Below are 12592 nucleotides of genomic sequence, written 5' to 3'. Positions count from 1 at the left end.
TAGGTTGACAAGCGATTGCCATCTGCCCAGACTGTCGGCATGCTCTCTCCACATCGTCGTGATCCTGACCGGCTGTTCCCGGCCGATCCGCGGACCCGCGAGATCGCTCGCGGTCTCTACGAGGCCGTCGCACAGGCCCCGATCCTCTCTCCGCACGGACACGTCCCCGTGGAGCTGCTCCGCGACGACCTCGCCTTCGAGGACCCGGTGGCCCTGCTGGTGACCAAGGACCACTACGTCACCCGCCTCCTGCACGCGGCCGGCGTCGACTACGCCGCGCTCGGCCTCGGCGGGCACCGGGCCGATCCCCGCGAGGTCTGGCGGACCCTCGGGGCGCACTGGCACCTCTTCGCCGGCACCGCCTCCGGCTACTGGCTCGAGGAGGAGCTGTCGCAGGTGCTCGGCGTCGACGCCGAGCTCGACGCCGGATCGGCCGACCGCCTCTACGACGCGATCACCGAGCGCCTGGCCGCGCCCGGCTTCCGGCCCCGGGCGCTCTTCGAGCGCTTCGGCATCGAGGTCCTCGCCACCACGGACGATCCGCTCGACGATCTCGCCGCCCACGCAGCCCTCGCCGGCACCCTCCCGGGCCGGGTCCTGCCGACCTTCCGGCCCGACCGCTACCTCGACCCCGACGCCGAGTGCTTCCGCGAAGACGTCGAGGCGCTGCTCGGCGGCACCGGGAAGCCGACGACGTTCGCCGGCTACCTCGGCGCCCTCGAGGAGCGGCGCGCACACTTCCGCGCCCACGGCGCCGTCTCGGCCGATCACGGCGTCGAGCAGCCGCTCACCGTCGATCTCGACGCAGTCGAGGCGCAGGCGCTGTTCGCGACCGTCGTCGCCGGCACCGCCACGGGGGAGGAGCGAGCGCTCTTCCGCGCGCACATGCTGCTGCAGATGGCGCGGATGAGCGTCGAGGACGGCCTGGTGATGACCGTCCACGCCGGTGTCCTGCGCAACCACAGCAGCGCGACCCGGCGCCGCTTCGGCCCGGATACCGGGCACGACCTCCCCGTCGCGACCGACTACGTCCGCGGTCTGCGGCCGCTGCTCGAGCGCTTCGGTCTCGAGCCCGACTTCCACCTGGTGCTCTTCGCGGTCGACGAGACCGTCTACTCGCGCGAGATCGCCCCGCTGGCCGGCTTCTACCCGTCGGTCTACATCGGCGCCCCGTGGTGGTTCCTCGACGCGCCCGACGCGATCGGCCGCTTCCGCTCGGCGGTGACCGAGACCGCCGGCTTCTCCCGCGGGTCGGGCTTCATCGACGACACCCGCGCCTTCCTCTCCATCCCCGCCCGCCACGACACCGCCCGACGAGCCGACGCGGCGTTCCTCGCGCGCCTGGTCGCCGAGGGCCGCCTGAGCGCCCGCGCCGCCGAGCGCATCCTCCTCGACGGTGTCGGGGACCAGCCCAGAAGGGTCTTCAAGCTGTGAGCACCACCACGACTACCGTCTCGACCGACGCCGCGCCGCACCTCGCCCGCGCCGTTCCCGCGCCTCCCGTCCGCATCGTCCACCTCGGCCTCGGCGCCTTCAGCCGATCGCACACCGCCTGGTACACCCAGGCGAGCGACGACGGCTCCGAGTGGGGGATCGCCGCCTACACCGGCCGCACTCGCGATCTCGCGGACCGGCTCACCCGGCAGGACGGGCTCTACACGCTCGTGGAGCGCGCGGAGGACGGCGACCGGGCCGAGGCGATCGGCAGCGTCGTCCGTGCGCACGCCGGCGACGATCTGCCGAGCCTGCTGCGCGATCTCTCCGCGCCGGAGACGGCGGTCGTCACGCTGACCATCACCGAGATCGGCTACCGGCTCGCAGCGGACGGCGGCCCCGACCTCGAAGATCCGCTCGTGCGGCGTGATCGCGAGGAGCTCACCGCTGTCGCCGCCGGCCGGCTCGGCCCGCAGGACGCGGCAGCGGAGACCGCCCTCGGCCGCCTGCTGCTGGGGCTAGAGTCCCGCCGCCGAGCGGGGAGCGGGCCGATCGCGATCGTCTCCTGCGACAACCTCCCCGACAACGGCGGTCGCCTCGCCCGCGGCGTCTCGGCCTGGGTCGAGGGGATCGCTCCGGAGCTCGGCGGCTGGCTCGACGCGCACGCCTCCTTCGTCTCCACCTCGATCGACCGCATCACCCCCCGGATCTCCGCCGAGGAGGAGGCCGTGCTCCGCGCCCGCTACGGGGACGAGGCGCCTGTGGTGGCCGAGCCGTTCCGCGACTGGGTGCTGAGCGGCCGCTTCCCGGCCGGCCGGCCGGCCTGGGAGAGCGCCGGCGCGCGCTTCGTCGACGACCTCGACCCGTGGGAGTCGCGCAAGCTCCGGCTCCTGAACGGCGCGCACACCCTGCTCGCGGCGCTCGGACGACTGCGCGGGCACGAGACCGTCGCGGCGGCCGTCGCCGACCCGGTCTGCCGTGCCGCGGTCGAGGCGCTCTGGGACGACGCCGCCATCGTGCTCCCCGCGGACCTCGGGATCCCTGAGTACCGAGTCGCGCTCCTCGAGCGCTTCGCGAACCCCCGCATCGAGCACCGGCTGCAGCAGATCGGGCAGGACACCGAGACCAAGCTCCGGCTGCGGATCATGCCGGTCGCCGAGCTCGTGCTCGCCGCCGATGGCCGGGCCGTGGGGAGTATCGCCGCGCTCGGAGCGTGCCTGGCCGCCCTGCGCCGCGGTCTCGTCGGCGCGAGCCCGGCGGACGTCACCGCACGCGACCTCGTCCGCGGCTCCTCGCCCGCGCTCCTCGACGGCGAGGTCCTCGAGCGCGTCGAGCGCGCCGCCTCGGCCCTCGCCGAGTAACGAATAGACCACACTTCCCGTCCGATCTGGCAATCGATTGTCAAATCGGATCAGCCCTGCTTTACTAGCCGCACGGCCGCCGAACTCGCTTCCCGCGCAATCGGTCTCCGCCCGCTCATCCAAAGGAGTATGAACACCATGCCGATCCCCCTGCCCCGCCGCCGAGGCGCCGCCGCCCTCGCGCTTCTGGCCGCGAGCACCCTGGTCCTCACCGGCTGCACGAGCGACGCCGCCGAGCCCGCCACCGGGGGAGCTGCCGCCGCCGCCCCCGATCTCAAGGTCGCGGCCGTCTCGGCGCCGAACTCGCTCGACCCGGCTCAGCTGGTCGACGGTCAGCAGATGCTGGTCTGGGGCTCGGTGCTCGACACCACGGCGAGCCCTTCTACTTCACCGGCTTCGGCAAGCACGAGGACACCCCGATCCGGGGCAAGGGCCACGACGACGCCTACCTCGTGCACGACTTCCAGCTGCTCGAGTGGATCGGCGCCAACTCGTTCCGCACCTCGCACTACCCCTACGCCGAGGAGGTCCTCGAGTTCGCCGACCGCCACGGCATCGTCGTGATCGACGAGACCGCCGCCGTCGGCCTGAACATGGGCGTCGTCGGCGGGATGAGCGGCACGCCGCCCTTCCCGACCTTCTCCGAGCAGTTCGCCAACGACAACACCCAGGCCGCGCACGCGCAGCACCTCCGCGAGCTGCTCGTCCGCGACCGCAACCACCCCTCTGTCGTGATGTGGAGCATCGCCAACGAACCGGCCTCGAACGAGGAGGGCGCCCGCGAGTACTTCGAGCCGCTCGTGAAGCTCGCCCGCGAACTCGACCCGACCCGCCCGCTCACCTACTCCCTGGTGATGTTCGCGACCTTCCAGAACGACCGGATCATCGACCTCTTCGACGTGATCAGCCTCAACCGCTACTACGGCTGGTACATCGCCGGCGGCGAGCTCGACGTCGCCCAGGCCTACCTGCAGGGCGACATCCAGGGCTGGATCGACCGCATCGACAAGCCGATCATGATGAGCGAGTACGGCGCCGACACCGAGCCCGGACTGCACTCCGTCTGGGAGGACCGCGTCTGGACCGAGGAGTACCAGATCGCCTACCTCGAGGCCAACCACCGCGTCTTCGACCGCTTCCCCCAGTTCGTCGGCGAGCAGGTCTGGAACTTCGCCGACTTCGCCACCGACAACGGTCTGCACCGGGTCGACGGCAACAAGAAGGGCGTCTTCTCCCGCGACCGCAAGCCCAAGGCCGCCGCCTGGGCGCTGCGCAAGCGCTGGCGCGGACTCGACGGCGCGAAGCCGTCCAGCGATGAGTAGCGAGGGCGGCGCCGACGCACCGCCGCTGCGCTGGGGGATCCTCGGCACCGGCCGCATCTCGGAGTCCTTCGTCCCCGACATCCGCGCGGCCGGCGGAGTCGTCGGCGCGGTGTGGGGGAGGCGCACCGAGACGGTCGAGGCCTTCGCCGCCGCGCACGGGGTCCCGCGCTCCACGACGGAGCCGGACGCCCTGCTCGGCGATCCCGACATCGACGTCGTCTACGTCGCCACGCCGCCGGCCACCCACCTCGAGTTCGCGACGCGCGCGCTCGAGGCGGGCAAGCACGTCCTCGTCGAGAAGCCGATGACGACCAGCGCCGCCGACTCCGCACGCCTCTTCGAGACCGCCGCGGAGCACGGCCGCTTCGTCATGGAGGCGATGTGGATGACGTTCAACCCCCTCCACCTCGAGGTCGCGCGCGAGGTGCGCGACGGCGTCCTCGGAACACCCCGCTACGTCCGCGCTGCCTTCGGGATGCCCTTCCCCGCCGGCGGCAGCCGCTGGCAGGCCGATCTCGGCGGCAGCACGGTGCTCGACCAGGGCATCTACCCGGTCACCCTCGCCGAGTGGCTGCTCGGGCCGGTCGTCTCGGTCTCCGCGACCGGGGTGGTGCGGGACGGTGTCGATGTGGCGGCGCAGATCTCGCTGCAGCACCGGGACGGCGGCTCGTCCCAGCTGGCCTGCTCCGTCCTCGAGTTCCTCGACCCGTCCGCCTCGGTCAGCGGCACCGCCGGCTGGATCGAGATCCCGGCCATGTTCTGGGCCGGCGACGTCGCCCGAGTGCACGCGGGCTCGCAGGGAGCGCTGTTCGGCGAGCCGATCCCGCTCCGGCGCCCGCGCGAGGGCAACGGCTACGTGCCGATGATCCGATCGGTGGCGGCGACGGTCTCGGCGGGTCTCCTCGAGCACCCCGAGCACGACGCCGCGGCGACCCTCTCCGTCGCGCGGGTGCTCGACGAGATCCGCGGACAGGTCTTCGCGGAGGCTGCCCGATGACCGTCGCGGGGGGTGGTGCCGCGGCCGCGGTGCGCGGCGGGTTGGCGTCGCGCACGGTCAGCAGGGATGATCGCTCCATGCCCCTCGCCGCACCCCTCCGCCGGTCGACCGATGCCTGACGGGATCGCGGCCGAGATCCCCGCCGAGCTGGCGGCCCGCCTGCACCGGCGCGGGGGCGCGGCGACGATCTACGACATCGCGGAGCTGGCCGGCGTCGCCCCCTCTACCGTCTCGCGCGCTCTGTCGAAGCCGGGGCGGATCAGCGCGAAGACCGAGGCGCGCGTCCGCGCGGCGGCGGATCAGCTCAACTTCCGCTTCAACCCGATGGCTCGCGCCCTGCTGTCCGGGCGGAGCCACACGCTCGCCCTGGTCGTCGCCGACATCACCAACCCCGTCGTCTTCGGTATCGTCCGCGGCGCCGAGCACGCCGCCAGTGCGGCGGGCTACACGCTCGTCATCGCCGAATCGCAGGAGTCCGGCGAGGCGGAGGCCGAGGCCATCGAACGGCTGATCCCGACCGTCGACGGCATCGTGCTGGCCACGACCCGCCTCTCCGACGAGCGGATCGTCAGCATCGCCGAGCGCAAGCCGGTCATCCTCATCAACCGCGCCGTCCCGGGGGTGCCGAGCATCCTTCCCGACGTCGAGAGCGGAGTCGGGGAGCTCCTCGAGCACCTGGCCGCGCTCGAGCACCGATCGATCGTCTACCTCTCGGGCCCGGACACCTCGTGGATCAGCGACCGGCGGTTCGAGCGCATGCTCGAGGACGCGGACCGTCTCGGCTTCGCCCTGGTCGAGATCGGGCCGAACGCGCCGACGATCGACGGCGGGAAGGACGCCTTGAGGCGAGTCCTCGCCGCTCGGCCGACGGCGGTCATCGCCTTCAACGACCTCCTCGCCCTCGGACTGATGCAGGCGGCGGCGGGACAGGGGATCCGCGTGCCGGAGGAGCTCAGCGTCGCCGGATTCGACGACATCTTCGGCAGCGAGCTGATCTCGCCGCCGCTGACGACCGTGCGCGCGCAGCTGGTCGAAGCGGGTCGGCGCGCCGTGGCCGACCTTCTCGCGGGCCTCGCCGGCGAGGCCATGAGCGAGGGCCGGCCGTCGCTGACGACCACCTTGGTCGTCCGGGGTTCGACGGGAGCCGCTGCGCCGAAGCGGCCGTGAGCGGTCGCGGGCCGTGGTTCATCACGATGTGCCGGTCGCAGACCTGGTAGGCGTGGTGCAGGTTGTGGGTGACGAGGATCGAGCTCACGCCCTCCGTCTTCAGCTGGCGCAGGCAGTTCAGCAGCGCCTCCGTCGCCCGGACCGCGACGGCCGAGGTCGGCTCGTCGAGGATCAGCAGGCTCCGCTTGAAGTGCACGGCCCGGGCCATGGTCACGGCCTGCGCCTGCCCACCGGAGAGCGAGGCGACGAGTTGACGCGAGCTCGTGGTGCCCTCGATGGTGACGACCGTGTCGAGGATCTCGGTCGCGATCGCGTCCATCTCCTTCGTCCTCGTGAAGCCGAGGCGGTCGGTGATCTCGCGGCCCCTGAAGATGTTGCGGCTGATCGACATCGTCGGCACGAGGGCCGAGTCCTGGAGGATCGTCTCCACGCCGAGCTCCTCGGTCACCGGGCGGTCCACCTCGGGCTGCAGCCTCCCGTCCCAGGAGTAATCGCCCCAGGTCATCGGGACGACTCCGGAGAGGATCTTCAGGAGGGTGCCTTGCCGGCGCCGTTGTCGCCGAGCAGGCCCACCACCTCGCTCTGGTCATGCTGATCGAGCAGCCCGCGCAGCGGGCGCATCGAGATCCACCCGCCTGAGGGCTACTTCAGGGTCACGGTGACGGGCGCGCTGACGGTGCTGTTGCCGGCGGCGTCGGTCGCCCGGGCGGTGAGCGGGAAGGTCCCGTGCGTGCCCGCGGTGCTGGTGGTCAGCGACCAGGTGCCGTCGGCGTTCCGCACGGCGTCGCCGACCTCGGTGCCGCCGAGGAGGAAGGTGACGCGGCTGACGACGGTGTCGTCCGTCGCGGTGATGGTGGCGGTCGTCGTGCCGCCCAGCACCGTGCCGGTGCGCGGCGAGGTGATCGCGACGGTCGGCGCGGTCCGGTCGACGGCGGCCTTCTTCGGAGCGGGCGTCGCGGCGGCCGGAGCAGGGGTGGCGGCGGGCGCGGGCGTCGCGGGAGCCTTCGGGGCTGTCGTGGCCTGCGGAGCGCTGGTCTTCGGAGCGCTGATCTTCGGAGTGGAGGTCGACTTCGGAGCCGGCGTGGCGGTCTTCGGCGAGGCCGAGGCTGCGGGCGTCGGAGCCGCCGTCCGTGTGGCGACCTTCGCGGACGCGGCGGTCGTGCCGCCCGAGACGGTCACCCGATCCCACGCGCCGGTGAGCAGGGCGGTGGTCGGCCGCGGAGCCAGCGCGTCGAGGCCGGCGGCGGTCAGCGCGCTGAGCGCGGTGTCGACGGAGAAGCCGCCGCTCCGGGCGACCTTGCCGGTGAGGGTGGTCCGGGAGCCGGAGACGGCGTTCCAGGTGGGCTGCAGCGAGCCGGTGAAGATCGAGTCGGTGGCGTCGACGTTGCCGCCGCCCTTGCCCTGGATCGCGCTGACGCTGCCCTTGCCGTTGATCGCGCCGGGGGAGCCCGCGCCGCCCGGGAGGAACGGGTAGCGCTGCGCGGCGACGTCGCCGCCGACGATCAGCGCGTGGTCGAAGAGGACGTTCTTCACGCCGCCGACGATGACGGCGCTGTTGTTCGAGCTGAACACGACGGAGTCGCGGACGGTGACCTGACCAGTGATACCGGCGCCCTCGATCTGGAGGCTGTCCGTGTGCGGGCGGGCGGGGTTCGCGCCGCCGCCGTACTGCTTGTCGAGGTAGTACGAGGGGGCGATGTAGTCGCCCGCGACCAGCACGTCGCTCACCGTGTTCGGCGCGTACGCCTTGATCTGCGCCGAGTCGCCGCTCTTGAGCTTCGACTCCGGCTCGACGATCTCGAGCAGCTCGACGTCGCGCACGGGGATCCCCGACGAGGCGGCGAGGCCGATCCAGTTGTTCGCGATCCGCAGCCAGGCGAACGAGGAGTGGGTCGCGCCCTTCACGTCGATCGAGCCGATGTCGAAGCGCATCAGAGTGATGCCGGTGACGCCCTTCAGCATCCAGCTGCCGCCGGTCACGGACTGGAAGCCGTCGCGCGCGGTGATCAGCACCTTGAGCGGGCCGGAGTTCGTATAGCCGTCGAGCGCGGAGAGGTCGTCGATGCGTCCCGGGGCCACGCGGACCACGGCACCGGCCGCGATCTGGGCGGGCGTCAGGGCGTCGAGCGCCGCGCGGACCGCGGAGCCCGAGGCGTCGACGTCGACGACGGTCGTGCCGGCGGGGAGCGCGGAGCGGATGTCGGGGGTGTCGGAGGGGTAGTGCGTGCCGTCCGGCCCGAAGGTCGAGGCGCTCGCGGCGGCCGCGGCCGGGGCGGCGGAGGCGGCCGGCGCGACCTGGAACGAGGCGCCGGTGACGGCGATCCCGACGGCGGCGGTGACCGCGAGGGAGCGGAGGAGCGCGCGGGTGCGGCGGGTGGACGGGGTGGCGGAGGTGATGCGCGACATGGCGGTGTCTTTCGATCGGAGGGCGGAGTGACGGATCGCCGACGCAGGGGTCGAGGACTCCGAGGCGCGACGGACCGGGGACCTCGCACGGGGGAGGAGCCCCGGAGACACGCAGCGGTGCGTTCCGGGCGGCTCAGCAACGGCCGGGCCGCCCGCACCCGGTCGCAGTGAGGACCGGTGGGGCGGCGGCACCCGGATGAACCGGGCCGTGCGCTGAGCAACAGTCGGAAACGTACGGCGACGCGTCCCGCGACCGAAAGAAAGTGGCACGGATTGTGCAACTTGTCCGAGATCGTCCTCGAACTCGCTTCAGAAGATGGAGATCATGCCGTGCCGGTGGGTGACCGCCATCACCCACCGGCACGGCACGGCGATCACTCGGTGGTGGTGCGGTTCCGCCGGCGGCGACCCAGGAACAGGCCGACGGCACCGAGCAGGGCGAGGACGCCGGCCGCGGGCAGCACGGCGGCTGCGTCGGAGCCCGTCGAGGCGAGCTGACCCGCCGCCGAACGCTTCGAGGCCGTGCTCGCAGCTCCCGAAGACGCCGTGGGCACCGTGACCTCAGCGGCCGGCCGAGTCGACGCGGCCGCGGCCGGCGCCGGGGTCGGCGTCCCGGTCGGAATCGGGGTCGGCGTGGGCGTCGGGGTCGGAGTCGGGACGGGCACGACCGCCGGGATCGCGAGGGTGCCGAGGGTGTTCTTCGTGAAGGTCGTGCCGTCGGGCGTGGTGGCCGTGGCGGGCGACGCGACCCAGATGGAGTGGTTGAAGACGTCGCGCTCGGTCACGGTGCTCTCGAAGGAGACCGTGCCGGTCTCCCCGACGGGGAGCTCGGCGATCTTCTCGCTGTCCGCGACCTGGACGTCGCGCAGAGCCACGTTCCCGGTGTTCATGACCGCGGCGACCCACTTCACCTTCGTCCCCGCGACGACCGGCTCACCCTCCTTCACCTGGAACGTACCGGAGACCTTCACATCCAGATCCGGCGCCTGAACGGGGATCGGAGGCTTCTCGGGGATCGGCAGCTTGTACACGAACGGTGCCGAGACCGTGACGCGCGACCCGTCGGGGAGGGTGCCCCTCACCAGCTTGGACTCGGCCGGGACGAACCCGTCCTTCAGGTTCTGCGCACTGACCACGGCCTCCGTCGTGTTCAGCAGGAACGACTCCCCGACCTTGAACGTCTTGTGCCCGAGGACGTCCCTCAGATCCACCCCGCCGGTGTTCTTCACGTCGTACGTGAACTGGACACGAGTGCCCTCCTTCACCAGCTCACCCGGCTCCGTCAGGAACTTCCCCGTGATGGTCACCGTCACCGCCGGGTCAGCGCTGGCCGGTTCAGTCGAAGGCGCGGGCGTCGGACTGCTCGGCGTGCTCGGCTGCGACGGCACAGGGGACGGCGTGGCGGGCTGCGACGGAGCAGGCGTCGGTTTCGCTCCGGGAACGGGCACTGAAGCATCGATACCTGCGTCGATGCTGACTCCCTGAGGGGTGTACGCCGCCCCGATCGTCCTGAAGCGCCAGAAACCGTTCACCAATTGGCGCTGAAAGACGATGACGTCTCCCGGGAGGTCTTTGGATTCGCCCACCGCGAGCGTGATCGGAGCATCATCCCGCTGCCTGTAGGCCTCGAGGAACACGTTGAGCGGAACATCGCCGGTGTTCTTGAGGTGAATCGTGAAGTCGGATCTGAAAAAGGGCTCGCCTCCCTCGGTCGTGGTCCCGAGGAGCTGGAACGTGGCGGTGACCGTCCGCTCGAGGGCGGGGTGCTCGACAGCCGGCGACGACGTCGGCGCGGGCGAGGGGGGCAGCGACGGTGCGGCCTGAGGCTGCGCGGTGGCCGCCGCGTCGGCCGCCAGGGCGGCGGGCGCGGCGGAGCCGAGCAGGCCGACGGTGAGGACGAGCGAGGCCGCGACCTCGAGCGGGCTGCTGCTCGAGCGGCGCGTGCCGTGCGGACGAGGTGAGGGTGTGTGCATCTGCGACTCCTGTAAGTGCTCGGCGGAGCAAGGTGTGTGACCCGAGGAAGCTTCACAGGTCTGTGCGGTACCGAGGGGCTTCGCATGGTGGTTGGCGCGGCGCGTCGGTCGCCGGGCGCGCAGAAGGGCCGCCATGCGTCGTGCACGGCGACCCTTCGAGGAGCGCGGGGCCGAGGCGGCGGGCGACAGAGCCCACCCACCGGCTCGGCGCATCGTCACTCGGTGGCGGTGCGGCTCCTGCGGCGGCGGCCCAGGAAGACGCCGACGGCGCCGAGCAGGGCGAGGACACCGGCAGCGGGCAGCATCGCGGCGGCATCGGAACCAGTGGAGGCGAGGTGACCCGCCGTCGACCGGGTCGCCCCCGAGGACGCCGAAGTGGCGACCTCACCGCGGCTGGACGAGGTGGCGACCTCGGTCACCGACCGGGCTGCCGCTGCGCTGGACGGCTGAGTGTCGGGTCCGGCTGGGGCGGGGGACACAGGTCCCGCCGACGCGGGGGTGTCGGGTCCGGCCGGGGCAGGAGCGACCGCAGGGATGGCGAGGGTGCCGAGGGTCTGCTTCGAGTAGTCGTAGCCGTCCCTCGTGATCGCCGTGGCCGCGGCGGCGACGGAGATCGAGTGATCGACCGCGTCCCACTCGCTGACGGTGCTCTCGAAGGTGACCTCGCCGGTCTTCCCGACCGGCAGCTCGGCGATCTTCTCGCTGTCGGCGACCTTGACGTCGCGGAGAGCGGTGTCCCCGGTGTTCGTGAGCGCGGCGACCCACTTCACCTTCGTGCCCGCGACGACGGGCCCACCCTCCTTCACCTGGAACGTGCCGGAGACCTTCACGTCCAGGTCCGGCGCCTCCGTGGACACCGGAGCCTTGTCGGGGATGGGCAGCTTCGGCGCCGTGACGATGACCCGGGTTCCGCCCGGAAGGATCTCGTTCGAGGACTCCGAGTCCGGCGTCACGAACCCGTCCTTGATGTTCTGCGCGGTGACGACGGCCTCGGTCGTGGTCAGGTGGAACGACTCGCCGACCGCGAGCTTGTCGTGCCCGAGGACGTTAGTGATGTCGACCGCTCCCGTGTTCTTCACGTCCTGCGAGAACTCGACGCGAGTGCCCTCCTTCACGAGCTCGCCCGGCTTCGTCAGGAACCTCCCAGTGACGGTCACCGTCATCTCCTGGGTGGCGACCGTCGGCGCCGGGACGGGTTCCGGGATCGGCTCGCTGGTGCTCGGCGCACTGGGACTCGGCTCAGGCTTCAGCGCGGACGGCTCCCAGAACCACGGGACACGCTTCTCCACCTGCGCGCTCGGAAGGGGGATGTCGGGAACGACCGTCACCGTTGTCGTCTCGTTGTACGAGGTGGTCCATGTCTTGAGCTCGATCGGGTCCGACCAGACGCCCTTGCGCAGTGAGTCACCGCCGAGGAACACGCTCTCGGAGAAGACCTTCGACTGACCCGGACCGAGAAGAACGGTGTTCCCGAAGCCCGGTGAGTCGGTGAGTTCCACGTTGAGCGGTGCGTCGGTGATGTTCGTGGCGGTGAGGACGTAGTGGACCCTCGAGTAGATGTTCAGGATCTTGTCGGGCGCGCTGCCGAAAGTCGCCGTGATCGACGTCGTCAGCCCCCCGTTCACCAGCGGGGCGGGCGACGGGGTGCCGGTCGGTGACGCGGTGCTTCCGGCGGCCGGCGTGGCGGCTGCCGCGGTCGACGGCGTCGTCTCGGCCTGGGCGACGGGCGCGGCTGCGCCGAGCAGTCCGACAGTGAGGACGAGGGACGCCGCGACGTCGAGCGGCCTGCTGCTCGGTCGGCGCTGTCCGTGGGATTGCGGTGGGCGTGTGTGCATCTGCGACTCCTGTAGGGGGCTCGGCGGAGCAAGCGGGTGACCTGAGGAAGTGTCACACCCTTCTCCCCGTCGTGCAGTGCAGGAGGCGCGAGTGGCG

The 12592-nt window shown here is 71.8% G+C and carries 9 protein-coding genes and 1 pseudogene; 6 read left to right on the top strand and 4 right to left on the bottom strand.

The features are described 5' to 3' along the window. Nucleotides 1-39 precede the first annotated feature (39 nt). The 5 genes from uxaC (at nt 40) to MT353_RS10695 (ending at nt 6281) form a co-directional block, all read left to right on the top strand. Entirely contained in the window at nt 40-1434 is a 1395-nt protein-coding gene (gene uxaC, locus MT353_RS10715; RefSeq protein WP_243624381.1) for a glucuronate isomerase, read from the top strand. Then, nucleotides 1431-2795 (top strand): mannitol dehydrogenase family protein, encoded by a 1365-nt coding sequence (locus MT353_RS10710; protein ID WP_243615551.1) that lies wholly within the window; start codon nt 1431-1433, stop codon nt 2793-2795. The genes uxaC and MT353_RS10710 overlap by 4 nt, the downstream gene beginning before the upstream one ends. 215 nt (nt 2796-3010) lie before the next feature. Beyond that, nucleotides 3011-4117: a glycoside hydrolase family 2 TIM barrel-domain containing protein gene (locus MT353_RS10705; RefSeq protein ID WP_308197522.1), complete on the top strand. Its 1107-nt coding sequence runs from the start codon at nt 3011-3013 to the stop codon at nt 4115-4117. Further along, nucleotides 4110-5114 (top strand): Gfo/Idh/MocA family protein, encoded by a 1005-nt coding sequence (locus tag MT353_RS10700; RefSeq protein ID WP_243624380.1) that lies wholly within the window; start codon nt 4110-4112, stop codon nt 5112-5114. The genes MT353_RS10705 and MT353_RS10700 overlap by 8 nt, the downstream gene beginning before the upstream one ends. 111 nt (nt 5115-5225) lie before the next feature. Further along, the gene (locus MT353_RS10695) at nt 5226-6281 is read left to right on the top strand and encodes a LacI family DNA-binding transcriptional regulator (protein WP_159422827.1); all 1056 of its coding nucleotides are present in this window, start codon (nt 5226-5228) and stop codon (nt 6279-6281) included. 211 nt (nt 6282-6492) lie between these two features. Here MT353_RS10695 and MT353_RS22120 read toward each other — a convergent pair. From MT353_RS22120 to MT353_RS21970, 3 genes and pseudogenes are all read right to left on the bottom strand, one after another. Next, nucleotides 6493-6786, bottom strand: a pseudogene (locus tag MT353_RS22120) (hypothetical protein); the annotation flags it as partial. A 137-nt stretch (nt 6787-6923) separates the two neighbouring features. Further along, nucleotides 6924-8687, bottom strand: a complete 1764-nt coding sequence (locus MT353_RS10685) for an Ig-like domain-containing protein (RefSeq protein WP_243624378.1) — start codon at nt 8685-8687, stop codon at nt 6924-6926. Nucleotides 8688-9061: 374 nt separating this feature from the next. After that, nucleotides 9062-9994, bottom strand: coding sequence for an LPXTG cell wall anchor domain-containing protein (locus MT353_RS21970; protein ID WP_243624377.1), 933 nt, complete (start codon nt 9992-9994; stop codon nt 9062-9064). Between MT353_RS21970 and MT353_RS10675 the strand changes: the two genes are divergently transcribed. Further along, on the top strand, nt 9984-10172 hold the full coding sequence (locus MT353_RS10675; protein WP_243624376.1) for a hypothetical protein: 189 nt from the start codon (nt 9984-9986) through the stop codon (nt 10170-10172). The two genes, MT353_RS21970 and MT353_RS10675, sit on opposite strands and share 11 nt — an antisense overlap. Nucleotides 10173-10875: 703 nt before the next feature. Here the strand turns inward: MT353_RS10675 and MT353_RS10670 are convergent. Then, a complete protein-coding gene (locus tag MT353_RS10670; protein WP_243624375.1) occupies nt 10876-12495 on the bottom strand; it encodes an LPXTG cell wall anchor domain-containing protein in 1620 nt (539 codons plus the stop codon). Nucleotides 12496-12592: the final 97 nt, after the last annotated feature.

Origin of the sequence: Rathayibacter sp. VKM Ac-2927 (assembly GCF_022815525.1) — a bacterium.
Classification (GTDB): domain Bacteria; phylum Actinomycetota; class Actinomycetes; order Actinomycetales; family Microbacteriaceae; genus Rathayibacter; species Rathayibacter festucae.
This window is presented reverse-complemented; position numbering and strand designations above follow the sequence as displayed.